General features: G+C 73.3%; 24 protein-coding genes. 9 read left to right on the forward strand and 15 right to left on the reverse strand.

The window, feature by feature from the left end; all coding sequences use genetic code 11:
- Positions 1 to 114 precede the first annotated feature (114 nt).
- Together ACIBBD_RS14865 and ACIBBD_RS14870 are read right to left on the reverse strand one after the other, a co-directional pair.
- A complete protein-coding gene (locus tag ACIBBD_RS14865; RefSeq protein WP_399419770.1) occupies positions 115 to 1,152 on the reverse strand; it encodes a LacI family DNA-binding transcriptional regulator in 1,038 nt (345 codons plus the stop codon).
- Entirely contained in the window at positions 1,149 to 3,557 is a 2,409-nt protein-coding gene (locus ACIBBD_RS14870; RefSeq protein ID WP_399419771.1) for a glycoside hydrolase family 2 protein, read from the reverse strand. The genes ACIBBD_RS14865 and ACIBBD_RS14870 overlap by 4 nt, the downstream gene beginning before the upstream one ends.
- A 168-nt stretch (positions 3,558 to 3,725) precedes the next feature.
- Between ACIBBD_RS14870 and ACIBBD_RS14875 the strand changes: the two genes are divergently transcribed.
- Genes ACIBBD_RS14875 through ACIBBD_RS14885 form a run of 3 tightly spaced genes read left to right on the forward strand, consistent with a single transcriptional unit; the run spans position 3,726 to position 6,816 of the window.
- Positions 3,726 to 5,039 carry an extracellular solute-binding protein gene (locus ACIBBD_RS14875; RefSeq protein ID WP_399419772.1) on the forward strand — a complete coding sequence of 438 codons (1,314 nt, stop codon included), beginning with the start codon at positions 3,726 to 3,728 and terminating at the stop codon, positions 5,037 to 5,039.
- Positions 5,039 to 5,989, forward strand: a complete 951-nt coding sequence (locus ACIBBD_RS14880; RefSeq protein WP_399419773.1) for a carbohydrate ABC transporter permease — start codon at positions 5,039 to 5,041, stop codon at positions 5,987 to 5,989. Before ACIBBD_RS14875 ends, ACIBBD_RS14880 begins: the two co-directional genes overlap by 1 nt.
- Entirely contained in the window at positions 5,986 to 6,816 is an 831-nt protein-coding gene (locus ACIBBD_RS14885; RefSeq protein WP_399419774.1) for a carbohydrate ABC transporter permease, read from the forward strand. The genes ACIBBD_RS14880 and ACIBBD_RS14885 overlap by 4 nt, the downstream gene beginning before the upstream one ends.
- Before the next feature lie 104 nt (positions 6,817 to 6,920).
- On the opposite strand, the gene ACIBBD_RS14890 is transcribed toward ACIBBD_RS14885, so the two are convergent.
- From ACIBBD_RS14890 to ACIBBD_RS14900, 3 genes are all read right to left on the reverse strand, one after another.
- Positions 6,921 to 8,210 carry a ribonuclease D gene (locus ACIBBD_RS14890; RefSeq protein WP_399419775.1) on the reverse strand — a complete coding sequence of 430 codons (1,290 nt, stop codon included), beginning with the start codon at positions 8,208 to 8,210 and terminating at the stop codon, positions 6,921 to 6,923.
- Between the two features lie 235 nt (positions 8,211 to 8,445).
- Entirely contained in the window at positions 8,446 to 9,108 is a 663-nt protein-coding gene (locus ACIBBD_RS14895) for a response regulator transcription factor (protein WP_003993737.1), read from the reverse strand.
- An 810-nt stretch (positions 9,109 to 9,918) separates the two neighbouring features.
- Entirely contained in the window at positions 9,919 to 10,587 is a 669-nt protein-coding gene (locus ACIBBD_RS14900; RefSeq protein ID WP_399419776.1) for a DUF3000 domain-containing protein, read from the reverse strand.
- 164 nt (positions 10,588 to 10,751) lie between these two features.
- Here ACIBBD_RS14900 and hemE point away from each other — a divergent pair, with 164 nt between their 5' ends.
- Positions 10,752 to 11,819, forward strand: coding sequence for a uroporphyrinogen decarboxylase (gene hemE, locus ACIBBD_RS14905; RefSeq protein ID WP_399419777.1), 1,068 nt, complete (start codon positions 10,752 to 10,754; stop codon positions 11,817 to 11,819).
- An 85-nt stretch (positions 11,820 to 11,904) separates the two neighbouring features.
- Here the strand turns inward: hemE and ACIBBD_RS14910 are convergent, their stop codons facing one another.
- Together ACIBBD_RS14910 and ACIBBD_RS14915 are read right to left on the reverse strand one after the other, a co-directional pair.
- Positions 11,905 to 12,453, reverse strand: coding sequence for a carboxylesterase family protein (locus ACIBBD_RS14910; RefSeq protein ID WP_399419778.1), 549 nt, complete (start codon positions 12,451 to 12,453; stop codon positions 11,905 to 11,907).
- A gap of 65 nt (positions 12,454 to 12,518) precedes the next feature.
- The gene (locus tag ACIBBD_RS14915) at positions 12,519 to 13,325 is read right to left on the reverse strand and encodes a rhomboid family intramembrane serine protease (RefSeq protein ID WP_399419779.1); all 807 of its coding nucleotides are present in this window, start codon (positions 13,323 to 13,325) and stop codon (positions 12,519 to 12,521) included.
- Positions 13,326 to 13,449: 124 nt separating this feature from the next.
- Here ACIBBD_RS14915 and ACIBBD_RS14920 point away from each other — a divergent pair, with 124 nt between their 5' ends.
- On the forward strand, positions 13,450 to 13,719 hold the full coding sequence (locus tag ACIBBD_RS14920; protein WP_399419780.1) for a hypothetical protein: 270 nt from the start codon (positions 13,450 to 13,452) through the stop codon (positions 13,717 to 13,719).
- Positions 13,720 to 14,105: 386 nt separating this feature from the next.
- Here the strand turns inward: ACIBBD_RS14920 and ACIBBD_RS14925 are convergent, their stop codons facing one another.
- Entirely contained in the window at positions 14,106 to 15,506 is a 1,401-nt protein-coding gene (locus ACIBBD_RS14925; RefSeq protein WP_399419822.1) for an FAD-dependent oxidoreductase, read from the reverse strand.
- A gap of 33 nt (positions 15,507 to 15,539) precedes the next feature.
- A complete protein-coding gene (locus ACIBBD_RS14930) occupies positions 15,540 to 16,463 on the reverse strand; it encodes a DUF4349 domain-containing protein (protein WP_399419781.1) in 924 nt (307 codons plus the stop codon).
- A gap of 161 nt (positions 16,464 to 16,624) precedes the next feature.
- On the opposite strand from ACIBBD_RS14930, the gene hemG reads away from it, so the two are divergent.
- On the forward strand, positions 16,625 to 18,082 hold the full coding sequence (hemG, locus tag ACIBBD_RS14935) for a protoporphyrinogen oxidase (protein WP_399419782.1): 1,458 nt from the start codon (positions 16,625 to 16,627) through the stop codon (positions 18,080 to 18,082).
- 4 nt (positions 18,083 to 18,086) lie between these two features.
- Positions 18,087 to 18,818: a hydrogen peroxide-dependent heme synthase gene (gene hemQ / locus ACIBBD_RS14940; RefSeq protein ID WP_399419783.1), complete on the forward strand. Its 732-nt coding sequence runs from the start codon at positions 18,087 to 18,089 to the stop codon at positions 18,816 to 18,818.
- 25 nt (positions 18,819 to 18,843) lie between these two features.
- Here the strand turns inward: hemQ and ACIBBD_RS14945 are convergent, their stop codons facing one another.
- From ACIBBD_RS14945 to ACIBBD_RS14965, 5 genes are all read right to left on the reverse strand, one after another.
- On the reverse strand, positions 18,844 to 20,445 hold the full coding sequence (locus ACIBBD_RS14945; protein ID WP_399419784.1) for an alpha/beta hydrolase: 1,602 nt from the start codon (positions 20,443 to 20,445) through the stop codon (positions 18,844 to 18,846).
- Positions 20,446 to 20,581: 136 nt separating this feature from the next.
- On the reverse strand, positions 20,582 to 21,358 hold the full coding sequence (locus ACIBBD_RS14950) for a TIGR04222 domain-containing membrane protein (protein WP_399419785.1): 777 nt from the start codon (positions 21,356 to 21,358) through the stop codon (positions 20,582 to 20,584).
- A 112-nt stretch (positions 21,359 to 21,470) separates the two neighbouring features.
- On the reverse strand, positions 21,471 to 22,256 hold the full coding sequence (locus ACIBBD_RS14955) for a DUF4142 domain-containing protein (protein ID WP_399419786.1): 786 nt from the start codon (positions 22,254 to 22,256) through the stop codon (positions 21,471 to 21,473).
- Positions 22,257 to 22,521: 265 nt separating this feature from the next.
- Positions 22,522 to 23,817, reverse strand: a complete 1,296-nt coding sequence (locus ACIBBD_RS14960) for a DUF692 domain-containing protein (protein ID WP_399419787.1) — start codon at positions 23,815 to 23,817, stop codon at positions 22,522 to 22,524.
- Between the two features lie 117 nt (positions 23,818 to 23,934).
- Positions 23,935 to 24,744 (reverse strand): peptidyl-tRNA hydrolase, encoded by an 810-nt coding sequence (locus ACIBBD_RS14965; protein ID WP_399419788.1) that lies wholly within the window; start codon positions 24,742 to 24,744, stop codon positions 23,935 to 23,937.
- Between ACIBBD_RS14965 and ACIBBD_RS14970 the strand changes: the two genes are divergently transcribed.
- Positions 24,743 to 25,615, forward strand: a complete 873-nt coding sequence (locus ACIBBD_RS14970; RefSeq protein WP_399419789.1) for an ATP-binding cassette domain-containing protein — start codon at positions 24,743 to 24,745, stop codon at positions 25,613 to 25,615. The two genes, ACIBBD_RS14965 and ACIBBD_RS14970, sit on opposite strands and share 2 nt — an antisense overlap.
- Positions 25,612 to 26,283 (forward strand): ABC transporter, encoded by a 672-nt coding sequence (locus tag ACIBBD_RS14975; RefSeq protein WP_399419790.1) that lies wholly within the window; start codon positions 25,612 to 25,614, stop codon positions 26,281 to 26,283. The genes ACIBBD_RS14970 and ACIBBD_RS14975 overlap by 4 nt, the downstream gene beginning before the upstream one ends.
- A gap of 9 nt (positions 26,284 to 26,292) precedes the next feature.
- Here ACIBBD_RS14975 and ACIBBD_RS14980 read toward each other — a convergent pair whose 3' ends face one another.
- Positions 26,293 to 26,484, reverse strand: a complete 192-nt coding sequence (locus ACIBBD_RS14980; RefSeq protein WP_385073812.1) for a hypothetical protein — start codon at positions 26,482 to 26,484, stop codon at positions 26,293 to 26,295.
- Positions 26,485 to 26,487: the final 3 nt, after the last annotated feature.

Genomic DNA, 26,487 nt, shown 5'->3' on the forward strand with positions numbered 1-26,487 from the left:
GCTCTCCTCCAGGGTGCGGGATGGCACTGCTGCGATGCGCTGAGCGCGCGCTCAGAACCCATGCTACTTGTGGGTAACGTAGCTGCCCAGTCCCGGAGGGCCAAGCGGTGAAGGTCACACCTTCGGGGGAGCGGTCGAACCCCGCGGAGTGAGGACCGGCGTCGGCACCGGATGCGACCCCGGCCCCTCTCCCATGATCACCCCGAACAGCGTCCGCGCCGCCTCCGCGCCGAACCCGTGCACGTCGTGGCTCATCGCGGACAGCGTGGGATGGGTCAGCCGGCACAGCTGGGAGTCGTCCCAGGCCAGCAGCGACACGTCCCGCGGCACCTGCAGTCCCATCTCGGCCGCCACCGACAGCCCGGCCACGGCCATGATGTCGTTGTCGTACACGATCGCCGTCGGCCGGTCCGGCGGGGCGGCGGTCAGCATCGACCGGGTCGCCCGCGCCCCCGCCTCCCCGGAGTAGTCCGTGGCGACCTGCCACGCCCCGGCCAGCCCCAGACTCCGTGCCGCCTGGTCGAACGCGGCCGTCCGGATCGCCGTGTGCCCGAGCGCGGCGGCGCCGCCGACCCGGGCGACACGGCGGTGCCCCAGCGCGGCGAGATACCGCACGGCCTCCGTCACGGCGGTGGCGTCGTCCGTCCACACGGACGTCAGGCTCCCGGTCAGCGAGGGGTGCCCCACGGCCACCACCGGCATCGCGAGCCGCTCGGCCGCCGCCACCCGGGGATCGTCGGCCCGGAAGTCCACCAGGATCGACCCGCCGATCTGCCGCCCCCGCCACCACGACTCCTGGAGCCCGACCTCCTCGTCGAGGGTGCGCACCAGGCGCAGCAGCAGCGAGCAGGAGTGCTCGGTCAGCACGCTCTCCACCCCGGAGACGAACTCCATGTAGAACGGCTCCAGGCCCAGCATCCGGGCCGGCCGGCAGATCGCGAGCCCCACCACGTCCACGCGCGAGCTCGACAGCGACCGCGCGGTCAGGTTCGGCTCCCAGCCCAGCTCCCGCGCCGCCGCGAAGATACGGTCCCGGGTCGCCTCCGACAGCCCCGGCTTGCGGTTGAAGGCGAGCGAGACGGCACCCTTGGACACGCCGGCGCGCGCGGCGACGTCCTTGATGGTGACGCGGGGCGACGGGGAGGCTGTCATCGAGCGGGCTCCTGGCAGTAGAGCGCGGCGCGGGCGGCGCCGGCGTCCGGAGTCTCCCAGCCCTCGACCCCGATGGTGACCCGTTCGCCGGGAAGCAGCGTGACGAGCCCCCGGTCGGCCCGCGCCCCCGGATCCAGCCGGTCGGCCTGCAGGAGCAGGTCCCGTACGAGCGTGCGGGCGCTCACCTCGACGCCCCCCGGGACGACGGTCACGTCGAACTCCGGCCGGGGGTACGGGATGTCACGGTCGGGCACCGGGAAGTACAGGGCCCGCAGCCCCTCCCCGCTCCCCGCTTCCCCCGGGCGGGGGGACCCTCCCGCGTCGGCCACCAGGAACTCCTTCGCCCCGGCCGGCTCCGCCTCCGCCGGCACCCGCACCTCGGCCACCGCCCGCGCCTGAACCGCGAGGGCGACGTCGGCCGTGCCGATCACCTCGCCCTCGACGGACATCCGCCGCAGCGACAGGGTGCCCGTCCACCGCTCACCGGACTGGTTCACGGCCGCCAGCACCAGCTCCCCGCCCCGTCGGCGCAGCGTGAGCAGCCGGTCGGCGTACAGCCGCCGCAGCTCGTGGTACAGCGGCTTCTCCCGTCCGTCGCCGTCGATCGCCGCCCAGGACGTTACCGGCCAGCAGTCGTTGAGCTGCCAGACGACCGTCCCCGCGCACACCGGCCACAGTGACCGCCAGTGCTCGATCCCGGCGGCCACCGCACGGGCCTGGTTGACCTGCGTGAGGTAGTGCCAGCGGTCGAAGTCCCCCTCGGGGAGGGCGAAATGCCGCTCGAGCCCCCGCCGGAGCTTGCCGTTGCCGTCCTCGGCCTTCTGGTGGTGCAGTACGCCGGGGGAGTCGGCCGCGAGCTCCTCCCCGGGCAGCGCCCGCCGCAGCGTGGCGTACGCGGGCGGTGCCTGCCAGCCGAACTCGGCCACGAACCGCGGCACGTCCAGCCGGTAGTCGGCGTAGTCCCGCCGGTTCCACACCTCCCACGAGTGGTGCGTCCCGTGCGCCGGATCGTTGGGATGGTGCCGCCACGACCCCGACCAGGGGCTGCCCGCCGTGTACGGCCGCGTGGGATCCAGCTGGGCCACCACCCTGGGCAGCAGCCCCAGGTAGTACCCCTCCCCCCAGGAGTCCCCGCCGAGCCGCTCCTCCCACCCCCAGTCCGCGAACCCCCACAGGTTCTCGTTGTTGCCGTTCCACAGCACCAGCGACGGGTGCGGCATCAGCCGTACGACGTTCTCCCGGGCCTCCGCCTCCACCTCGCCGCGCAGGGGCTGTTCCTCGGGGTAGGCCGCGCACGCGAACGGGAAGTCCTGCCAGACCAGCAGGCCCAGCTCGTCGCAGGCGTCGTAGAAGTCCTCGCTCTCGTAGATCCCGCCGCCCCACACCCGCACGAGGTCCACGCCGGCGTCGGCCGCCTGCCGCAGCCGCTTCCGGTAGCGCTCCCGGGTCACGCGGGAGGGGAACACGTCGTCGGGAATCCAGTTCACGCCCCGCGCGAAGAGCCGCTCGCCGTTGACGACGAGGGTGAACCCGGTGCCGTGCGCGTCGGGGGAGGTGTCCAGCTCGACGGTGCGGAAGCCGACGCGCCGCCGCCAGACGTCCAGCGGGGCGTTGCCGTGGTGCAGCGTCAGCTCGACGTCGTACAGCGGCTGGTCGCCGTAGCCCCGGGGCCACCACAGCCGCGCCGTCGGCACCTCCACCCGGACGACCCCGCTCGTCCCCGTGACCTCCGCCCGCACCCGCCGGCCGTCCACCCGGGCCTCCAGGGTGAGCTCGGCCTCCACCCGGGTCCGCTCCACCTCGACGTGCAGCTCCACGACGCCGAGGCCCTGTTCGACGGTGACGAGCGGGCGCACCCGGGCGATGCGCGCGGTCGACCAGCGCTCCAGCCGCACCGGACGCCAGATGCCGGCCGTCACCAGGGTGGGCCCCCAGTCCCAGCCGAAGGAGCAGGCCATCTTGCGCAGGTACTGGTACGGCTCGGCGTAAGCGGCCGGCCGCTCGCCGAGGCGTCCGCGCACGGCCTCCGCCTCGGCGTAGGCGGAGCGGAACCGGACGGCCAGGGGCCCGCTCATCCCGGTCACGTCGAAGCGGTAGGAGCGGTGCATGTTCCGTACCCGGCCGAGGAGCCGGCCGCCCACGAGGATCTCGGCGGCCGTGTCGAGCCCGTCGAAGACCAGGTCCGTCTGCTCGTGCCCCGAGGCCACGTCCGGCAGCCGGGTCTCGTACGTCCACTCCCGCCGCCCCACCCACGCGACCTCGGTCTCGTCGCGGCCGAGGAACGGGTCCGGGATCACCCCCGCCGCGAGCAGGTCGGTGTGCACGCAGCCCGGCACCACGGCCGGGAGCGCCTCCTGCTCGTGCCGCAGGATCCATCCGTCGGTGAGCGGTGTCGCCTCCAGCATGCGCACTCCCTAAACCGGTCAACGCCAGTACTGAGCGCCATCCTTCATCCTTGGCGGAAACGGGACTTTACCGGTTGAGAAAGCGCTGTCAGAGTGCCGAACCAGCCAACCCGTACGTGCCCCACCATCCCGCAGTGCTCGTCCGTCCCGTGAACGGAGCTGATGCACATGAACCGCCGTACAGTCCTCGCCCTGGTCGCGGGAGCCGCCCTGCTGCTCCCGGGCTGCACCGGCACGGCAGGCACCTCCAAGGGCGCGGAGGCCGAGGCGCCCGACGACCCGTCCCGGGTGAGCGGAGACATCACGGTCCTGACCGTGCGCACCGACCTCGTGCAGAACGGCACGATGAAGAAGTACGCCGCCGAGTTCAACAAGACCTACCCCAAGGTGAAGGTCGAGTTCCAGGCACTCACCAACTACGAGGCGGAGATAAAGATCCGGATGAACACGGAGGACTACGGCGACGTCCTCCTCATCCCGGGAGTGATCGAGAAGGACGACTACCCGAAGTTCTTCGCCTCCCTCGGCACCGAGGCCGAACGCAGCGAGAAGTACCGCTTCACCGACTTCACCACCGTCGACGGCAAGGTCTACGGCCAGAGCCCGGTCGGTGTGATGCCCGGCTTCGTCTACAACAAGAGGGTCTGGCGCGAGGCCGGCGTCACCGAATGGCCCACGACCTCGGCCGAGTTCCTCGCCGGCCTGAAGGCCATCAAGGACCGGACGGACGCCGTCCCCTACTACACCAACTTCGCCGCACAGTGGCCGCTCACCTCCTGGACCTTCGTCAACGGCTCCGTCCACTGCGACCCCCAGGCGACCACGAAGCTCGCCGAGGGCGACCCGTGGGCGAAGGGCTCCGACCTGAGCGTCGGTGACACGCTGCTCTACGACATCGTCCGGCAGGGCCTGGCCGAGAAGGACCCGACGACCACCAACTGGGAGTTGTCCAAGCCCCAGTTGGCGAAGGGCGAGATCGCCACCCAGTGGCTCGGCACCTGGGCGATCGTCCAGTTCCAGGACGCCGCGAAGAAGGCCGGGGTCAACCCCGACGACATCGGTTTCATGCCCTTCCCGGCCCAGGTGGACGGGACGTTCTGCGCGACCGTCGGCCCCGACTACAACCAGGCCGTCAACATCCACTCGAAGCACAAGGAGGCCGCCCGCGCCTGGATCGACTGGTTCACCGACAAGTCCGGCTACGACCGGGACAACCTGGCCATCTCCCCGCTCAAAAACGCGCCCCTGCCCGAGGTGCTGAAGCCCTATGAGGACGCGGGTGTGAAGCTGATCGAACTGGACGACTCGGCGGGCGCCGAGGTCAAGCAGATCGACAACGAGTCCGAGGTCGGCATCAACAAGCCCGAGTACCGCCAGGACCTCGTCGACCTCGCGCGCGGTGCCAAGAAGGGCAGCCTGGACGACTTCCTGGCCGGCCTGGGCAAGAAGTGGACCGACACCCAGAAGAACGTGGGCTCCTGATGACGGACACCACCGAGAAGGCGGACCTCCGGGCCGTGGCGCCGGCCCCGGAGTCCGCCGCCCCCCGGCCGGCCCCGCGCCGGGCCCGCGCCTGGCGGACCGTCACCCCGTGGCTGTTCCTGCTCGCCCCGCTCGCCCTGCTGATCACGTTCACCTACGTGCCGATCGCCAACATGGCCGCGTACAGCGTCACCGACTGGGACGGGGTGAGCCCCGAGCTGCACTACACGGGCGCCGAGAACTACTCGGAGATCTTCACCCGGGAGGACCTCTTCCAGGTGTTCTTCGTCAGCGGCTACTACCTGGCCGCCTCGGTGATCCAGATCGTCGCCGCGCTGTACTTCGCGACGGTCCTGAGCTTCAACCTCCGGTTCCGGAACTTCTTCAAGGGCGTCCTGTTCTTCCCGTCCCTGGTCAACGGCGTCGCGATCGGCTTCGTCTTCCTCTACTTCTTCCAGGACGGCGGCACCCTCGACACGGTGCTCGGCCTGTTCGGGTACCACACCGACCACGCCTGGCTGGGCACACCGTTCTCCGCGAACACCTCGCTCGCCGGCGTCTCGATCTGGCGCTACCTGGGGATGAACTTCGTCCTGTTCCTCGGCGCGATCCAGTCCATCCCGGGGGACCTGTACGAGGCGTCCGAGCTGGACGGCGCGAACCGCTGGCACCAGTTCCGGTACATCATCCTGCCCGGCATCAAGCCGGTGCTGACGCTGACGGTGATCCTGTCGATCTCCGGCTCCCTCTCCGCCTTCGAGATCCCGTACATCATGACCGGCGGGGCGACCGGCACCGAGACCTTCGTGATCCAGACCGTGAAGCTGGCCTTCCAGTTCAACAAGACGGGGCTCGCCTCGGCGGCGGCCGTCGTGCTGCTGCTGATCATCCTGCTGGTGACCTGGGTGCAGCGACGCCTCGTCCCCGACGACAGGGTGGACCTCGTATGACACGCCGAGCCGTTGCCCGCACCCTCGTGTACCTGTCGCTGGTCCTCGCGGCGGTGGTCGTCCTGCTCCCGCTCGGCGTCGTCTTCCTGACGTCCCTCAAGACCGAGAACGAGACGGCGAACGACGGCGGCGCCCTCACCCTCCCGCGCGACCCGCTCCACTTCGACAACTACGTGACGGCGTTCCAGGACGGCGGAATGCTCACGGCGTTCGGCAACACCGCCTTCATCCTGCTGGTCTCCGTCGGCGGAACGGTCCTGATCGGCTCGATGACCGCGTACGCGATCGACCGCTTCACCTTCCGTCTCCGGAAACTGGTGGTCGCCCTGTTCCTGGTCGCCGCCCTGGTCCCCGGGGTGACCACTCAGGTGGCCACCTTCCAGATCGTCCACAGCTTCGGCCTGTTCGACACCCGCTGGGCCCCGATCGCCCTCTACATGGGCACGGACATCGTGTCGATCTACGTCTTCCTGCAGTTCGTCCGCTCGATCCCGATCTCCCTGGACGAGGCGGCCCGCCTGGACGGCGCCAACGCCTTCACCATCTACCGCAAGATCATCTTCCCGCTGCTGAAACCGGCGATCGCGACGGTCGTGATCGTGAAGGGGATCGCCGTCTACAACGACTTCTACATCCCCTTCCTCTACATGCCCTCCCAGGATCTTGGCGTGATCTCGACGTCCCTGTTCCGCTTCAAGGGCCCCTACGCCGCCCACTGGGAGACGATCTCGGCAGGAGCCGTCCTGGTCATCCTGCCGACCTTGATCGTCTTCCTGGCGCTGCAGAGGTACATCTACAACGGGTTCATGAGAGGGGCGACCAGGTGAGAGGCGCCTAGGCGTGCCAGCAGCCACGCACCCCGCGGCCGCCGTACGACACGAGCGTCTACGGCGGCCCGGCCCCCTTCGCGGACAGCGCCGTTCTCCGGCGGCTAGGCCTCCTTCGCGGACAGCGCCGCGACCAGCACGGGCGTCACGTGCTCGACCTGCCAGGGGCGGGCGCCGTACCCCGCGAGGAGGCCCGCGACGGACTCCTCGTCGAGGGGGTTGGGTGGTTCCCAGCAGACCCGCCGCACACTGTCCGGCGCGATGAGGTTCTCCTGCGGCATGTTCAGCTCCTCGGCCAGTGCCGAGACGGCCGACCTCGCCGCGCTCAGCCGGGCGGCCGCCACCGGATCCTTGTCCGCCCAGGCCCGCGGCGGCGGAGGTCCGGCCACCGGCTGGCCCGGCTGCGGCAGCTGCGACTCGCTCAGCGCCTTCGCCCGGTCGACCGCCGCCTGCCACTGCTCCAGCTGGCGCCGACCCATGCGGTGTCCGAAGCCGTTCAGCGCGGCGAGCGCGTGCACGTTGGCCGGAAGCGAGAGCGCGGCCTCCACGATGGCCGCGTCCGACAGCACCTTGCCCGGTGACACGTCCCGTCGCTGCGCGATCCGGTCCCGCGTCTGCCACAGCTCCCGCACGACGCCGAGCTGCCGCCGCCGGCGCACCTTGTGCATGCCGGACGTGCGACGCCAGGGGTCCTTGCGGGGCTCCGGCGGCGGCGCCGAGGCGATCGCGTCGAACTCCTGCCAGGCCCACTCCAGCTTGCCCTGGCGGTCCAGCTCCTTCTCCAGCGCGTCCCGCAGGTCGACGAGCAGCTCGACGTCGAGAGCGGCGTAACGCAGCCATGGCTCGGGCAGCGGCCGGGTCGACCAGTCGACGGCGGAGTGCCCCTTCTCGAGGACGAAGCCGAGGACGCCCTCGACCATCGCGCCGAGACCGACCCGCGGGAATCCGGCGAGCCGTCCGGCCAGCTCGGTGTCGAACAACCGCGTCGGCGTCATGCCTATCTCGCGCAGACAGGGCAGGTCCTGGGTGGCGGCGTGCAGCACCCACTCGACGCCGGACAGGGCGTCGCCCAGGGCGGAGAGGTCGGGGCAGGCCACCGGGTCGATCAGCGCGGTGCCGGCGCCCTGGCGGCGCATCTGCACCAGGTAGGCGCGCTGGCCGTAGCGGTAGCCGGAGGCGCGCTCGGCGTCGACGGCGACGGGGCCGGAACCGGCGGCGAAGGCCGCGATCACCTCGGCGAGCGATTCCTCGTCGGCGATCACGTCGGGAATGCCCTCGCGCGGTTCGAGCAGAGGTGTCGGCGCCCCGGAAGCAGTAGATCCGCCGTCGTCCGGAGGGGCGCCTCCGGTGGTTCGCAGTGAGCTGGCTGCTGCGGTTTCTTGGGCGTCGGTCACCTGTCAAGGGTATCCGTGTGTGGACGGCGCCCGCCGACGGAACGTTCCGTCGGCGGGCGCGGCAGGGTCGTAAACCAGTCAGGCCGGTGGAGGGCCGGGACGGACGGTCCCGGCGGGCGCTCCGTGGGCACGTGCGGGGGCTCGGACGGGGGTGTGCGGGATATGGGCGTGGGGGTACGGGTGGGGATCGGCGAGACGGCTCGTGGGGAAGGGGCGAGGCGGCTCGAACGGGGGGTCAGTGGATGATGCCCGTGCGCAGGGCGACCGCGACCATGCCGGCGCGGTCTCCCGTGCCCAGCTTGCGGGCGATGCGGGCGAGGTGGCTCTTGACGGTCAGCGCGGACAGGCCCATCGAGACACCGATGGCCTTGTTCGACTGGCCTTCGGCGACCAGCCGCAGCACCTCCACCTCGCGGCCGGACAGCTCGCGGTAGCCGCCCGGGTGGCTCGGGGCACCCGGGGGGCGGCGGTGGAGGCGGGCGGCGGCCGCGCCGATGGGGGCGGCACCGGGCCGGGTGGGGAGCCCGACGTTGGTGCGGGTGCCGGTGACGACATAGCCCTTGACGCCGCCCGCGAGGGCGTTGCGCACGGCGCCGATGTCGTCGGCGGCGGAGAGGGCGAGACCGTTGGGCCAGCCGGCGGCACGGGTCTCCGACAGCAGGGTGAGACCGGAGCCGTCGGGCAGGTGGACGTCGGCGACGCAGATATCTCGGGGGTTGCCGATGCGGGGACGAGCCTCCGCGATGGACGAGGCCTCGATGACATCGCGCACACCGAGCGCCCACAGATGGCGGGTGACGGTGGAGCGGACGCGGGGATCGGCCACGACCACCATGGCGGTGGGCTTGTTCGGGCGGTAGGCGACCAGGCTTGCGGGCTGCTCGAGGAGAACGGACACCAGGCCTCCTGGGGTGTGGGACGGGGGGGCCGGTTCGCGGGGCTGGTGGGGATGAAGCCGGGACGAACCGTGCTTTCAAGGTCACAGACGTCTTCGGCAGCGACCCCGGGGTCCTTTAGAGAATGATCACGATCTAGTGAGTAACAATCTGTGCAATTCGGACACGCGATCGATCATCCGAAGATCGAGTCGGTTTGAGTGGGTGTCTTATGAGACCGAAAGTGGCCGTATCGACAAAGAGACGGTCATGAAGGCGGCCGAATGGGTGAGCGGACGGGATCAGCCACGGACAAGGAGACCCGGCGGGGCCTGACGAGGGGCGTCACGAAGGGGCGTGACGAGGGCGCGGGCTGGGCGGCGGGCGCGCGGGGCGGGCAGGGTGAGCGGGCAGGGAGCCGGCCCTGGCGACCGGCCCCGGCGACGGGCTCGGGCGACGGTAGGGGCAGCCGCAGGGCAGGAACGCACGGGTGCGGGCAGGTACCCGGCAGGGCGGTGGCGCGCGGGTGACGGGCAGAGGCACGCGGCGGCGCCACGGGCAGGAGTCGGCCGGGAGGAGTCGGCGAGCGGGGGACCGGCCGCGGCGACGCGCACGGGCCACCAGCAGGGCGACGGCCGCGCGCAAGGGGCGGCGGCAGCGGCGCTGCCGCGGCTGGTGCACCTGCGGCTGGTGCGCCTGCGGTCAGTGCGACTGCGGCCGGTGTGACGGTGTTCGGTGCGACTGAGTTCGGTCGTCGGCGGTCGGTACGGCGGTCAGCGCGGCTGCGGACGGGGCTTCTGCGAACAGCGCGCCCGCTTCCGGTGCGCCCGGGGTCAGCGTGACTGCGGCCCCCGCCGCTGTGGCAGCGACACCACCGACGCGTCCCCCGGGCCGGCCGGCGGCAGCCCGGCGACCTGGGCCAGCAGATCGCACCAGGCCGCCAGATGCGCCGCCGTGTCCGGCGCCCCGCCCAGGCCCTCCCGGGGCGTCCAGGAGGCCCGGATCTCGATCTGCGAGGCCGCCGGCCGCTCCGACAGCCCGCCGAAGTAGTGCGAGCTCGCGCGCGTCACGGTCCCGCTCGGCTCGCCGTACGTCAGGCCGCGCGCCTGGAGCGCACCGGTCAGCCAGGACCAGCACACCTCCGGCAACAGCGGGTCGACGGCCATCTCGGACTCCAGATCGGCCCGGATCAGGGTCACCAGCCGGAAGGTGCCGCGCCAGGCGTCGTGCCCGGCCGGGTCGTGCAGCAGCACCAGCCGGCCGTCGGCCAGGTCCTGGTCGCCGTCCACGACCGTCGCCTCCAGGGCGTACGCGAACGGGGCGAGCCGCTTCGGGGCGGGCGTGGGCTCCACCTCGATCTGTGGCCGCAGCCGGGCGGCCCTCAGCGCGTCGACGGCGGCCCGGAAGGGCAGCGGAGCCGACCTGCTCCCATCCCGGTCCTCCTCGTTCGCGTCGTCCATTCCGTCCGTGCCGTCCGACAGTCGTCCCTGAGCCGCAGCCATGCGGGGAAGATTAAGGGGAACGGGGGCTTCGCGCAGGGCAAGACACCCGTGCGCGGACGCCGGGCGGCTGCGCGCTGGGCGAACACGCGCACGGGTCGCGAGCCCGGCGGGGGCCCGGCAGGGGGCGGCTCCACCGGTGGGGGCGGCGTGCGAGACTTGCCGTCGTGAGCGCGAACGAGAGCCCCGCGGGCCGGCAGCCGACAGCGACGTACGACAGCGCCTTCCTGAAGGCGTGCAGGCGCGAGCCCGTGCCGCACACACCCGTGTGGTTCATGCGGCAGGCCGGGCGTTCCCTGCCGGAGTACCGCAAGGTCCGCGAGGGCATCCCGATGCTCGAGTCCTGCATGCGGCCCGAACTGGTCACCGAGATCACCCTCCAGCCGGTGCGCCGGCACGGCGTGGACGCGGCGATCTTCTTCAGCGACATCGTCGTCCCGCTCAAGGCCATCGGCATCGACCTCGACATCAAGCCCGGCGTCGGCCCGGTCGTGGAGCAGCCCGTCCGCACCCGCGCCGACCTGGCCCGGCTGCGTGACCTCACCCCCGAGGACGTCTCCTACGTCACCGAGGCGATCGGCCTGCTGACCCGCGAGCTCGGCTCCACCCCCCTCATCGGCTTCGCCGGCGCTCCTTTCACCCTCGCGAGCTACCTCGTCGAGGGCGGACCGTCGCGCACGTACGAGAACGCCAAGGCGATGATGCACGGCGACCCGCAGCTGTGGGCCGACCTGCTGGACCGGCTCGCGGAGATCACGGCCGCGTTCCTGAAGGTGCAGATCGAGGCGGGCGCGAGCGCGATCCAGCTGTTCGACTCGTGGGTCGGCGCCCTCGCCCCGGCCGACTACCGCCGCTCGGTGATGCCCGCCTCGGCGAAGGTCTTCGAGGCCGTCGCCGGGTACGGCGTCCCGCGCATCCACTTCGGCGTCGGCACCGGCGAACTGCTGAGGCTGATGGGGGAGGCCGGCGCGGACGTCGTCGGCGTCGACTGGCGGGTGCCGCTCGACGAGGCGGCGCGCCGGGTCGGCCCCGGCAAGGCACTCCAGGGCAACCTCGACCCGACGGTCCTGTTCTCCACCCAGGAGGCGGTCGAGACGAAGACCCGCGAGGTGCTGGACGCGGCCGCCGGCCTGGAGGGCCACGTCTTCAACCTCGGCCACGGCGTCATGCCGTCCACCGACCCGGACGCGCTGACCCGGCTCGTGGACTACGTCCACACGCGGACGGCCCGCTGACCCCGGATCCGCACGCCCCGCCGGCAGACCGCACCCGGATGTGCGGGAGCCGGCGGGTCTGCCGGATCCCTCAGGGCAGGCGGCTTTAGAGACCGAGGTCGTGTTCGCGGCGGTAGTCGACGCGACCGATCCGCCGCGGTGCCAGTGACCGGGTGGACGCCCGGCCGCCGGGGGCCGCGCGGTAGGGGCACCAGGCGGGCAGGCCGGCACCGTGGGGTGCGCCGGTGCGGGCGAAGGCGGCCCAGTACCCCGTCATCGTGGCCGACAGGCGGCGCTGCGCCGGTGTGAACAGCGGCTCGGCCACCTCGTCCTCGAACAGGTACGGGATGTCGCCGGCGTGGAAGGCCCCGAAGTCGAACCCGCCCGGCAGCGGCAGGAACATCGGCGCGTCACGGTCGGTGAACTCGTACGCGTACACCGGCACGTGCCGTGCCGGCGCGTCGTGCTGGTCCCGGGTACCGCGCGCCCACATGCGGTCGGTGATCACGGTGGCCCACGCCAGCCCGGGGGACGGGAGGGCGGACGTCGGATACTCGGCCCGGACGCGCCTCGCCAGGGTCTCCCCGAACGCGGTCCGCGGCGCACGGTCGTAGTCGGTTCCGGTGAACGGCCGGCCCACCGCGTCGTACAGCATCCCGACGAACGTGCGGTGCTCTCCAGGGGCGCGCCCGAGGACCGCCGGCGCCGTCGCCGAGACCATCACCAGCCGGCTCGGGCCCGGCGCCCGAACAGCAGGCCGCGCGGCTCCGGCGGCGGGGGCGTGCCCGGCTTGAGCGGCCAGGCGAGCAGCATCCCCGCGAGGAAGCCCACGATGTGCGCCGCGTACGCGACGGTGCCCCCACCGGAGAGGCCCTCGCCGGACGAGTACACCGCCTGGAGCGCGAACCAGAAGCCCAGCACCAACCAGGCCGGCAGCCGGAGCGGCAGGAAGACCAGGAACGGCACGAGGACCCACACCCTGGCCTTCGGGTACAGCACCAGATAGGCGCCCAGCACCCCCGCGATCGCCCCCGACGCGCCGATCAGCGGGTCGGCCGAGTCGGCGTTCAGCAGCGCGAAGCCGTACGACGCCGCGTAGCCGCAGGCGACGTAGAACAGCGCGAAACGCACGTGCCCCATGCGGTCCTCGATGTTGTTGCCGAAGATCAGCAGGAACAGCATGTTGCCCAGCAGGTGCAGCCACCCGCCGTGCAGGAACATCGCGGTGAGCACGCTCAGCGCCGGGGACTTGTCGTAGCCCGGCGGACCCAGCACACAGCCCCCGTCGCGCACCTCGCCCGTGGGCACGAGCCGGGGCAGCTGATCGTGGATCAACTCCCTTGGCACGGCCGCGTAGTGCTCCAGGAACCCGTGCAGATGGCAGGTCTGCGCCAGGGCGCTGTCACCGGCCATGGAGCCGGACAGGCCGGGCATGAAGAGGAACACGAAGACGTTCACGGCGATCAGCGCGTACGTCACCACCGGGGTACGGCGCGCGGGGTTCACGTCATGGACGGGGATGACCACAAGGAAGTACTGCCCCCGATCCGTTCGGTGAATCGGTGAACGCGGCGCCGTGGGCCCGCGTATGTCTCGGCAACCGCCCGTGGTCCGGGGAAGGCGGGTCGCGGGGACGACGTGAGGAACAGCGATGAACGACCGGGTTACTCCCCCGATGCACGCCACGCCCGACGGTGAGGCGGAGATCGCGCTCGTGATCCGTCTCCCCTGGGAGGACGTGGCGCGGCTCGGCCAGGAGGCGGGACGGCTCGCCTCGCAGATGCAGCGGCCGGTGACGCTGGACGAGGCCGTCAGCCATCGGCTGCGGTCGCGGCCGGCCTCGGCGGCCCACGCGAAGCCGACGGAGCAGTCGGCCGCGGCGGCCGTCTCCACGTTGCCGCGTCTGAGCGGGACCGCGTAAGGGTCGGTGTCGGGGCGCGGGCCGGCCGGGTCCGGTCGCGCCGCCGCGGCGCGACCGCCCACCCCACGGGCCCGCGTCTCGTGGGCTCACGGCTCGGCGTCTCTTGGGCTTACGGCCCTGTGCCTGTCGGGCTCACGACCCTGCCGCCTGTCGGGGGCATGGAGCCGGGCCCCTCAGGCACACGGCCCGCGCCCCTGTAAGAGCTCCGAACAAAAAGGGGCGCCCGGCTCGCGACGCCCGGCACGCACGCTCGCCGCGTTACCGAAAGCCCCTGGTAGTTCCGCTACAAGGACCTTCCGGCGCCTTGCGATCGCACGCACCGGGCGCCGCGAGCTGATCGGACTCCCCTTTCGTTCGTAGCTCTCAGCCCTCCGCCCGGCGCGCGCCTACACGTCCCGCACCTTCGCCACCGCCTTCCTGGCCGCCACCAGGACCGGGTCCCACACCGGGCTGAACGGCGGCGCGTATCCCAGGTCCAGGGCGGTCATCTGTTCCACCGTCATCCCGGCCGTCAGGGCCACCGCGGCGATGTCGACGCGTTTGCCCGCCCCCTCCCGGCCGACGATCTGGACGCCGAGGAGGCGGCCCGTGCGGCGCTCGGCGAGCATCTTGACCGTCATGGGGGAGGCGCCGGGGTAGTAGCCGGCGCGACTGGTGGACTCGACGGTGACCGTCTCGAACCGCAGGCCCGCCCTGCGCGCGTCCTTCTCGCGCAGGCCCGTGCGGGCGATCTCGAGGTCGCAGACCTTGCTGACGGCCGTGCCGACGACGCCGGGGAAGGTGGCGTAACCACCGCCGACGTTGGTGCCGATGACCTGGCCGTGCTTGTTGGCGTGGGTACCGAGGGGGATGTGGCGTTCCTGGCCGGTGACCAGGTCGAGGACCTCCACGCAGTCGCCGCCCGCCCAGATGTTCTCGTGGCCGCGCACCCGCATCGCCAGGTCGGTGAGGAGGCCGCCGTGCGTGCCCAGCGGCAGGCCGGCGGCTTCGGCGAGCGTGGTCTCCGGGCGGACGCCGATGCCGAGGACCACCACGTCCGCCGGGTACTCGGCGTCCTCCGTGACCACCGCCCGGACGCGGCCGTCGTCGCTGGTGAGCAGCTTGGTGACCTCGGCGTCGTTCACCATGGTGATGCCCAGGCCCTCCATGGCCTCGTGCACCAGCCGCCCCATGTCCGGGTCGAGGGTCGACATCGGCTCGCTGCCCCGGTTGACGACCGTCACCAGGAAGCCGCGCTTGATCAGCGCCTCGGCCATCTCCACGCCGATGTAGCCCGCGCCCACGACCACCGCGTGCCTGCCCCGCGCGCGCGTGAGCGTGTCGAGCAGTTCCTGCCCGTCGTCCAGCGTCTGCACCCCGTGCACGCCCTCGGCGTCGGCCCCCGGCATCTCCGGCCGGATCGGGCGGGCCCCGGTCGCGATGACGAGCTTGTCGTACGGCACCCAGGACTCCGCCCCGGACTCGACGTCACGCGCGCGTACCCTCTGCCGGGCCGGGTCGATCTCCGTGACCTCGGTGCGCAGGCGCACCTGGATGCCGCGCGCGCGGTGCTCCTCGGGTGTGCGGGCGATCAGATCGTCCCGCTCGGTGACGTCGCCGCCCACCCAGTACGGGATGCCGCAGGCGGAGTAGGACGTGAAGTGGCCGCGTTCGAAGGCCACGATCTCCAGTTCCTCGGGCCCCCTCGTCCGACGGGCCTGGGACGCCGCGGACATGCCCGCGGCGTCCCCGCCGATCACGACCAGCCGCTCCCGCCCGGCCCGCCCACGGTGCGCGCTCTCGCTCATGCTCATGCGAACACGCTACGGGCGGGCGGCATTTCAGTGCTCCCCGGGCTCGCCCGGCCCGGTCCGGCGCCGGCCCCGGAGGAGCCGCAGCCACACCACGACGAGCACGAGGGCCACCGCGGCGAACGGCAGTACCGCGCCGAACACGACGGCGATCCAGCGCAGTGTCGTCACGAGCGCGTCCCAGCCGCCCGCGAGCGCGTCCAGGAACCCGGGGTCGTCCTCCTCCTCCTCCTCGGCCTTCTTCACCGGCTTCCCGGCGAGGGTGAGCGTGATGGTGGCCATGCTGGTGCGGTCCTTCAGGGACGCCTGCCGGGCGAGCAGCGCCTCCAGGTCGGCCTCCCGGCGGCTCAGCTCGCCCTCCAGGGTGACGACGTCGCTCAGCTTGGTGGTCTGCTCCATCAGCTCGCGGATCCGGGCGACACTGGCGCGCTGCGAGGCGATACGGCTCTCGACGTCGACGACCTGGTCGGTGACGTCCTGCGCCTTCGCCGTGCGCTCCAGCAGCTTGCCCGTGCCCTGGAGGCCGGCGAGGACGTCGTCGTACTTCTCGACCGGGACGCGCAGGACGACCCGGGTGTGCTCGGCGCCCTCCTCGTCGCGGGTGGTGGTCTCGTCGCCGACGTAGCCGCCCGCGTTCTCGGTGGTGGTGCGGGCCTCGTCGAGGGCCTTGAGGACGTCCTTGACCTGCACGGTCAGGGTCGCGGTGCGGATGACGCGGTTCGCGGGCAGGGCCGGCGCCGCGCTGGGCCGCGAGCCGCTCGCGCCCGCGCCCGCCCCCTCCTTGGCGGCCTCGTCGCCCACACCGGCGTCCCCGGCGGCCGCGGCCTTGTCGTCGGCGTCCGAGGCGCCGGCCCCCATGTCGCCCGCGCCGCTGCATCCGGTGAGCGCGACGGTGGCGGCGAGCAGGAGTCCGGCCAGGGCGTGGAGTGGTCGTACGGATCGTCGTGTGCGCATGCGGGCGTACCCCCCGAGGGTCGTGGAACGACTGATGCTTCTTCGACGCCGGAGCGGGCCGCGTCGTTGGGCGCATCCGGTTCCGAAGCGGTCACGGTCCGGACTCGGCGGGGCCACACGGCCCTGGCGTGACGGCCGGTGGCGTCTGAGAAGGTGGAGCCATGAGCGCAGCACGTACGGGCAGCACAGGGCAGGTCGTCGTCGTCGGAGCCGGGATCGCGGGACTGGCCGCGGCGCACCGGCTCGTGCGGAACGGGGCACGCGTCACCGTCCTGGAGGCGGCCCGCAGGCTCGGCGGCAAGCTGCAGGTCGCCGAGATGGAGGGGGTCCGCGTCGACCTCGGCGCCGAGTCGATGCTGGCCCGCCGCCCCGAGGCGGTCGCCCTCGCGCGCGAGGTGGGGCTCGGCGACCGCCTCCAGCCGCCCGCCATCGCGACCGCCTCGATCTGGACCCGCGGCGCCCTCCGTCCCATGCCCAAGGGCCATGTCATGGGCGTCCCCGGCACCGCCGACGCCCTGGCCGGTGTCCTCTCCGACGAGGGCCTCGCCCGCATCGGACGCGACGCCGACCTGCCCCGCACGGAGATCGGCGACGACGTGGCGGTCGGCGCGTACGTGGCGGCACGCCTCGGCCGCGAGGTCGTCGACCGTCTCGTCGAGCCCCTGCTCGGCGGGGTCTACGCCGGCGACGCCTACCGCATCTCGATGCGCTCGGCCGTCCCGCAGCTCTTCGAGACCGCCCGCAGGCACGACTCGCTGACCGAGGCCGTCCGCGAGATCCAGGCCAGGGCCGCCGCGAGCCGGCAGACCGGGCCCGTGTTCATGGGCATCGAGGGCGGCGTCGGCACCCTGGCCCGCGCGGTCGCGGACTCCGTCACCGCGCACGGCGGCCAGATCCTGTCCGGCCGTCCGGCGACGGAGCTGCGCCGGGACGCCGGCGGAGGCTGGCGCGTGACGGCCGGCGACCGCGTGCTGCACGCCGACGCGGTGGTCCTCGCCGTACCCGCCCCCGCCGCCGCCGGTCTGCTCGCCGCCGAGTCCCCCGCGGCCGCCGCCGAGCTGCGCGCCGTCGAGTACGCCTCCATGGCCCTGGTCACCCTCGCCTACCGCCGCAGTGAGGTCTCCCTCCCCGACGGCAGCGGCTTCCTCGTCCCGCCCGTCGACGGCCGCTCCATCAAGGCCTCCACGTTCTCGTTCCGGAAGTGGCGCTGGAGCGCCGAGGAGAACCCCGACGTGGTCGTGGTGCGCACCTCCGTCGGGCGGTACGGCGAGACGGAGATCCTCCAGCGGGAGGACGCCCACCTGGTCGAGGTCTCCCGGCGGGACCTGCGGGCGGCCACCGGCCTCGAGGCGACTCCGCTGCGGACCCTCGTCACCCGGTGGACCGACGGCCTGCCCCAGTACCCGGTCGGCCACCACGCGCGCGTGGCCCGCATCCGCGAGCACGTCGCCGAGCTGCCGGGCCTCGTCGTGTGCGGCGCGCAGTACGACGGCGTCGGCATCCCGGCCTGCGTCGCGAGCGCCCACGCGGCGGTGGACCAGCTGGCCGGAGACCTGAGGGGTGTGGAGGAGCTCACCGCCCACCCGGTGCAGAGTCTGCACGGAGGGGCGGGAGAATGAGGGCATGAGTGACGACGCCCCCACCACCGAGTCCGGCAGGATCCCGAACAAGGGCAAGCTGGCCAAGGACCTCAACGAGGTCATCCGCTACACGCTGTGGTCCGTCTTCCGGCTGAAGGACACGCTGCCCGAGGACCGCGCCGGCTACGCGGACGAGGTCCAGGAGCTGTTCGACCAGCTGGCCGCCAAGGACGTGACGGTCCGCGGCACGTACGACGTGTCCGGTCTGCGCGCCGACGCCGACCTCATGATCTGGTGGCACGCCGAGACCAGCGACGAGCTCCAGGAGGCGTACAACCTCTTCCGCCGCACGAAGCTGGGCCGCGCGCTGGAGCCGGTCTGGTCGAACATGGCGCTGCACCGTCCCGCCGAGTTCAACCGCTCGCACATCCCGGCGTTCCTCGCCGACGAGACGCCGCGCAACTACGTCAGCGTCTACCCGTTCGTGCGGTCCTACGACTGGTATCTGCTGCCCGACGAGGACCGCCGCCGCATGCTCGCCGACCACGGCAGGATGGCCCGCGGCTACCCGGACGTGCGCGCCAACACCGTCGCCTCGTTCTCGCTGGGCGACTACGAGTGGATCCTGGCGTTCGAGGCCGACGAGCTCTACCGCATCGTCGACCTCATGCGCCATCTGCGCGCCTCGGAGGCCCGCATGCACGTCCGGGAAGAGGTTCCCTTCTACACCGGGCGCCGGAAGTCCGTGGCCGACCTGGTGGCCGGTCTGGCCTGACCGGCCCCGCGCCGGGCTCTTGCGCTCAGCCCTTCGCCCGGACCGCCGCCTTGCCGGCGCGGTCCGTCGGCTCGGGCTCCGGGTGCGGCGCGCAGGCCGCGCGCCGCACCGGAAGCCGGCCCTCCAGCAGGTACGCCTCCAGGTGCCCGTTGACACAGGCGTTGGGCCCGCCCGCGATGCCGTGCGTCCCGGCGTCCCGCTCCGTCACCAGCACCGAACCCGACAGGCGCCGGTGCATCTCCAGAGCCCCGTCGTAGGGCGCGGCGGCATCCCGCTCGGCGGCCAGGATCAGCGTCGGCGGCAGCTCGCCCGATCCGGTCCGCACGTCCAGGGGTCGTTGCCGAGGCGCCGGCCAGTACGCGCACGGCAGGTTCGCCCACACGTTCTCCCAGGTCTCGAACGGCGCGACGCGCGCGAGCCGCGTGTTGTCCCGGTCCCACACCTTCCAGTCCGTCGGCCAGGGCGCGTCGTTGCACTCCACGGCCGTGTAGACGGCGTGGGCGTTCTCCGCCTCCGTCGCCGCCCCCGCGGCCGGCGCGGCCAGCGCGACCAGCGGCTCGGGGTCGCCCTTCAGATACGCCGACAGCGCCTCGGCCCGGGACGGCCAGTAGTCGTCGTAGTACCCGGCCTGCAGGAGCGCGCCCTGCAACTGTCCCGGCCCCACCTTCCCGCCGGCCGGCTCGGCGGCCAGCATCGCCCGCGCCCGCTCGTAGCTGCGCAGCACCTTCCGCGGGGTGTCGCCCAGTCCGTACACGTCGTGGTGCTGGGCGATCCATGCGCGGAAGTCCGTCCAGCGGCTCTCGAACGCCACCGACTGCGCCAGGTTGTTGCGGTACCAGATCTGCGCGGGGTCCGGGTTCACCGCCGCGTCGAACACCATCCGCCGCACGTGCGCGGGGAACAGCGTCGCGTACAGCGCCCCGAAGTAGGTGCCGTACGACGCGCCCATGAACGTCAGCCGGTCCTCGCCGAGCGCGGCCCGCAGGACGTCCAGGTCTCGGGCGTTGTTCAGGGAGTTGTAGTGCCGCAGGGCGCCGCCGGTCCGCTCGGCGCAGCCGCGCGCGTACGCCTTGGCCTGCGCGACGCGTTCCCGCTTGTACGACTCCGAGGGGTGGGTGGGTGCCGGCGAGGGGCCCTTGACGAAGCGCTTGGGATCCTGGCAGGACAGCGGCGCCGAGCGGCCGACCCCGCGCGGGTCGTAGCCGACGAGGTCGTACGCGGCCCCGATGCGCTTCCACTCCGGCAGCCGCCCGATCATCGGGAAGTACAGGCCGGAGGCGCCCGGTCCGCCCGGGTTGAAGACCAGCGCGCCCTGCCGGGGCACCCGCCGCTTGCTGTTGTGGGGATCGCGGTGGGTGGCCCGCACCCGGCTGACCGTCAGCTCGATCTGCTTGCCGTTCGGCCGCGCGTAGTCGAGCGGGACGGTGACCGTGCCGCACTGCATGCCCGCCGGCGCGTCCTGGGCGCGGGGGCACGCGCCGAAGGCGATGCCCTCCTGCGCGGCGCGGGCGGCGGCGAGGGCGACCCCGGAGCCGGCGGCGGCGTTCGGGACACCGCCCGCGGGGGCGGCGGAGAGGGCGGTCAGGAGCAGGGCTCCGGCGGCCGGGTAGAGGACGGCGGCTCTCATCGGGTGTCCCTTCGGTGCACGGCGGCGACAGAAGGGATGTTTGGTGTGCCCCTCGGGGAAGGCAAGCACCGCCCACGCATGTCGGCGCCAATGCCCCGTGTGCGCTCCCGCGGTACCCGGATGCGCCCCGCGGCCTTCAGCCGCGCCCGTACGGCTCCCGGTGCGCGAAGGCCGCCCGCAGCTCCGGCTCATCGACGGCCCGGATCCCGCGTACGGCCACGGAGGTCAGGTAGGTGCGGTCGTCACCGTCGCCGTCGGCGTGCCGGGCCAGTGCGCCCAGCAGCCGCTGACCGGCGGGGGAGGCCCAGCGCGAGTACGGGTGCACCTCGATCCGGGCGATGGCCAGGCAGCTCAGGGTGAGCGCGAGGGGCAGCGCGAACCAGAGGGCGACCAGGGTGCGCGGCACGTTCGGGGAGGCGGGCATCAGCAGCGCCACGGCACCCAGTACGAGCACGGCCACGGCGGCGCCCCGCACCTGGCGCACCCCGGCCGCGACCGTCGTACGCGTCCCGTCGGGCACCGCGAGTCCGGCGCTGACCAGCCGGTCGGCGAGACCGCGCACCGCGTCCGCGGCGGCCGCGGCGGCCCGCACCGGGGCGATCCGGGACTGCCCCTCCGGTCCGATGGCCCCTATCACCGACCGCTCCATCTCGTCGCGCCCGCGTGGGTCCACGACGGTCGCCCAGCCGGTGTGGGCGAGCAGCAGCCGCCGCTGCCGCGCCATGGCGACCAGGGTCAGATCGGCGACCCGGCCCGGACCGCCGGAGAGGAACGCCGCCTCGTAGAGGGTCAGATCACGTGCCTGACCCGCGTCCGCGTCGACGGCCGCCGCACGGACGGCGGCCAGGCACAGCCGGGTGCACGCCGCTCCGGCGACGGCCCAGGCCGGCAGCAGGAGAAGGACCCAGAACATGCCGTGTTTCTATGCCAGACGCACGGGAGAACGCCATGCCTTGGGTCACGATCCGGACCCGGAGTTGTGGATATGTGACGTTCCGTTTCCCCTCGCCCCGGCGGACCGGCCCTCAGGAACCGCTCCGCGTGGGCGGCGGAGCCGTCGCGGCCGGCGGAAGCGTGTACGTCGGGTACGGCGACGGGGTGACCGGCACGATCTGGCCGGGGTCGGCCACCGACCACGGCGGGGAGGGCGAGGTGGCCGGCGTCGCGGTGCCGGTGGACGCCAGTTCCCGGGCCAGGGCGTCGAAGTCGACGTACCCGGTGGCCTCCAGGACCGTGATGTGGTCCAGCACGGTGGTGTTGGCGTCGTCGGCGAGCTCGCGCACCAGCGCGTTGCGGGTGCCGGCCCGCACCTGTGCGACGACGGAGAACACCCGGCCGTGCGCCAGCCGCGCGATGTTGGCGAACTTCCGGTCGAACTCGGTGCCCCGGGCCGCGTTCAGCTCCTCCAGCCAGCCCTTCTGCTGGTCATTGGGCTCGTTCGGCAGCGGGAGCCCGAGCTGCGCGGCGACCGTGCGCACCCGCTCGTCCAGGAAGGCGTGCCCCTCGACGAGATGCCGTCCCGCCGTCCGTACGGCTTCGGTGGTGCCCTTCTGCTGCGCCTGCTGACCGGCCGGCAGCTCCCACAGCCCGGCCAGCCGCACCTTCGTGACGAAGTCCCGGTCGAGCTCGGACAGCGGGCCGTACTGTGTGGCCACGGTCTGCGCGTTCAGGACGTCCGCGCCGGTCCCGGGCTGCTCCTCGTACGACCAGATCGGGTAGACCAGCGCCACGAGGGTCGCCGCCAGGGCCGTGATGATGAGCCCGGTGCCACTGAAGATGCCTCTGCCCCTGATCGGGGGTCGCGGTCGCATGGTGCCTCCTGCGCACGGCACCGCACGCGGGTGCGCTTCGGGTGCGGGATGGGCATATTACTGCGGCCGTTGCCTCAACTTCCGTACGCGGGAGAAGAGTTGCATCGAGGACATCCGGGGCGAATGGGTCGGTCGACGGGGAGGGCATAGGGGGCGCAACAGGGCTGGAAGGGGCGGTTCGGCGGGTCGGCGCGGCCGGGGTGTTAACCCCGGCACATTCCCCTCCGGCCGGGGGTGGGCCGGGGCGAGGCGCGGGCCCGGACGTTCACCGCCGGATCAGCGACCGCCCCACCCGCTCCCACCGCGACCGCGGCCTCGGCGCCGGCCCCGACCGGTCCAGCCACCACCGGCGCAGCTCCCGGGCGGCCCGCTCCCGCGTCACCTGCCCGTCCAGCAGCATCCGTTCGGCGAAGTCCAGGGCGTCCTGCCGGTACCCGCCGCGCATCGGGTGCCCCTGGGCGTACGCGACGAACGCGGACCGGTACGCGCCGCCGAGGATCCGCGGCAGTTCCGGGGCCACCTTCGCCACCACGTCCGCCCGCTTCGCCGCCAGCGCCCGCGCCTGGACGCCGAGCCGTACCCGGTCGAAGCCCTCGGGCACGGGCGTCCCGGCGACCAGGGCGGACAGCAGGGCGGCCTGGGCGAGACCGAGGCGCTGGCGGGCCGCTTCCGGGACGGGGGCGGGGGCCTGCGACCGGACGGGCCCGGGCTCGTCCGCCGCCACGGTCCGGGTCCGGGCGCCCTCCGCCACCGCCTCCCGGATCGACGACAACTCCCGCTCCAGTTCGGACGCCTCGGGGAAGTTCTCGTCGCGCTCCAGCAGCACCCCGGGCGGGGAGACGCGGGATGCCAGGTCGGTCAGGACGTCGAGGACCGGGCGGGGCACCGGGTGGGCGTGGCTGTCGTGCCAGACGCCGTCCCGCTCGAAGCCGCCCGCGACATGGACGTACGCGATGGCCTCGAGCGGCAGTTCGGCGAGCGCCTTGGCGGGGTCCTCACCGCGGTTGACGTGGTTGGTGTGCAGGTTGGCGACGTCGATGAGCAGGCGTACTCCGGTGCGGTCGGCCAGCTCGTACAGGAACTGGCCCTCCGTCATCTCCTCGCCCGGCCAGGCGATCAGCGCGGCGATGTTCTCGACGGCGAGCGGCACCGGCAGCGCGTCCTGCGCGACGCGCACGTTCTCGCACAGCACGTCGAGGGCGTCGCGGGTGCGCGGCACCGGCAGCAGATGCCCGGCCTCCAGGGACGGGGAGGCCGTCAGCGGCCCGCCCGCCCGGACGAACGCGATGTGCTCGGTGACCAGCGGGGAACCCAGCGCCTCCGCCCGCTCGGCGAGCGCCCTCAGCCGTCCCTCGTCGGGCCGGTCCGCGCCGCCGAGCCCGAGCGACACACCGTGCGGGACGACGGTGACCCCGCGCTCGCGCAGCCGCAGCAGGGAGTCGGGGAGGTGCCCGGGGCAGACGTTCTCGGCGACGACCTCGACCCAGTCGATGCCCGGCATCCGCTCCACCGCGTCGGCGATCTCCGGCCGCCAGCCGATTCCCGTCCCCAGTCGCGTCATCGTCCCCTCCTCCGTCCGGCCCCCGCCGTGGTGACGGGGATATGGCCCCACCGCACCGGACCGAACCGCCCGCCGCCCTCCTTCAGAGCAACATTTGAGGTTCCGGGACCCAGGCCGCTACCGGCGGCGCAGCGCCGGGTGCTCCGCGACCACCGTGCAACTGCCGGGCGCGATCTCGGTGAACCCCGCGTCCCGCACCAGCGGCAGCCCGCTCACGGTCAGCTCCCGCCACCGCCGCGGCTCGGCGGTGCGCACCGCGAGCGGGAACCCCGCCTCGCGCCATGCGGCACGCTCCTCGTCCGACAGCTCCCACCAGGCGAGCTGCGCGCCGTGCCCGGCCTGCGCCATCGCCTTGCCCGCCGACATCTCCACCTCCGGGCTCATCCACAGCACCGGCACCCCCGGGTCCGCCTCCGCCGGCGCCTCGGGGTCGTCGAGATCGGTCCCCGACACCTGCAGCTTCGCCAGCTCCTTCGGCCAGCCGTCCAACGGCACCGGCGGGAACACCCGCACCTCCGCCGCCTTCCCGGTCACCGTGATGCCCGGCAGCGCCCCGGCCCGCCGCCACTCGGCTCCCCGGGCGCGGCGCACCACCTTCCGGATCCGGGCGTCCTGCCAGTCGCGCACCGCCCGCGCCCACTCCCCGTCCCCGACGGACCGCTCGTCGTTCAGCATCACGAGCACGGCCCGGGCGGCGGTCTCGAGAGCGTCGGTACGTCCGGGCGGGGCGTCCTTCTCCATCCGGACGACGAGGGGCAGCACGAACTGCGGAGCCTGGTCGCGGGGGTTCGGCTCGGCCTGGAAGGGACTCTCACTCACGTGGCGCAGGGTACTGGACCCACTCGGCGGGGCGGACCGCGCGGCTCCGGCGCGGGGCGCGACGGGCCACGAGGAGCCCGCGCGCGCCGTACGAGAGGATGCCCCCATGGAACGCGCATTACGTCTGGACGAGGTGGGCCGCCGCTACGGCGTACGCGGCCCCTGGGTCCTGAGCGACGTGACCGTGGAACTGGCCCCCGGCACCCTCACCCGCGTCCAGGGCGCCAACGGCACCGGCAAGTCCACCCTCCTGCGCCTGATGGCCCGCGTCGACGCCCCGACCACGGGCCGGGTCACCGGCCGTCCCCGCACGGCCTACGTCCCCGAACGCTTCCCCGCTGCCCTCCCCTTCACCGCGGTCGGCTACCTCACCCACCTCGGCACCGTCCACGGCCTCACCCGCGCCGGCGCCCGGCGCGCCGCCGGCGACTGGCTCGACCGCTTCGGCGCCACCGCCCACGCCCACACCCCGCTCTCCCGCCTGTCGAAGGGCAGCAGCCAGAAGGTCGCCGTGGCCCAGGCGCTCCTCGCCGACCCGGAACTGCTCGTCCTGGACGAGGCCTGGACCGGGCTGGACACCGACGCGCGGGCCGAGCTGGACCGCGCGGTCGCCGAGCGCACGGCCGCCGGCACGGCCGTCGTCTTCGTCGACCACGACCCCCGCCGTCTCGTGGGAGCGGCCGACGCCGTCTGCACGGTGAGCGACGGCACCCTCCACCGCCGTACGGAAGCGCCCCCCGCCCCCGACGGGCCGCACGTGGTCGTCGAGGTGCAGGGGCCGCCCGCCGGCCCGCTGCCGGCCCAGGCGCGTCGACTGGCCGTCGAGGCCCAGGAGACCACCCCCGGCACCCACCGCCTCACCGTCCCCGCCGCCCACTCCGACGTCCTGCTGCGCGCCCTGCTCACCGCCCGCCCGCCGTGGCACGTGGTGAGCGTCGCCCCGGCAGCCCCACCGCCCGACCGTGAAGGCAGCTCATGACCGCCCTCCTGCGCTACCAGGCCGCCCTGCTGCTGCGCTCCCAGCGCTGGCTGCCCCCGTTCCTCCTGTACGCCGTCTTCCTGGGCGTCAGCGTCCAGGGCGGGCAGCCCGTGCTGGACTCCCTCGGCTACGCGGCGGCCGCCCTGCTGCCGGTCGCCGCCTGGCTGGTGCGGATCTGCGTGACCCAGGAGCCGCCGGCGGCCCGCACCGTCGTGGCCGCGGCGGCCGGGCCGGTGCGGGCACACCTGGCCGCGGTGCTGGCCGGGCTCGGCGCGGCCGTCGTGTCCGGTACGGCAGCCACCACCGTCGTCACCCTGATCAGCGCCCCCGTGAGCGCCGACCACCAGCAACGGATCCCCCTCCCCGAGGCCTGTGCCGCCGGTCTGCTCGCCGCTCTGACCTGCGCCCTGCTCGGAACGGCCGTTGGCGCGCTCACCGCCTGGCCCGTGCTGCGCTCACCGGGCCGTGCGGTGCCGGCGCTGCTGCTCTCGGCGCTGCTGGCGCTGGTGGTGGCGGGCTCTCCGGCGCAGGCGGCCGTCAGCGGCCTGGTCACCGGCTCGCACTCCGCGACGGTCCGCCCGCCGCTGCTGCCGCTGGCCGCCGCGGTGCTGCTCACCGCCGCGGCCGTGGCCGTGGCCTGCGTGCTCACGTCCCGCAGGTCGCCCTGAGCCGCCCGCTCAGCCCGAGCACGCCGTGCGCTGCGCCTCCTGCCACTCGCAGACGGGGCACAGCGTGATCCCCTTGTACGACTCCGGGTACTCCGTCGGTTCCCGGCACAGCACGCACTCCGCGTACGGAGGCCCGTCGGCCCTGGGCGGCCGGGTCGCGTCGATCAGGCAGTAGCCGGTGTCGCCGTCGTCGTCGCTCATGAC

Origin of the sequence: Streptomyces sp. NPDC051315 (assembly GCF_044455165.1) — a bacterium.
Classification (GTDB): domain Bacteria; phylum Actinomycetota; class Actinomycetes; order Streptomycetales; family Streptomycetaceae; genus Streptomyces.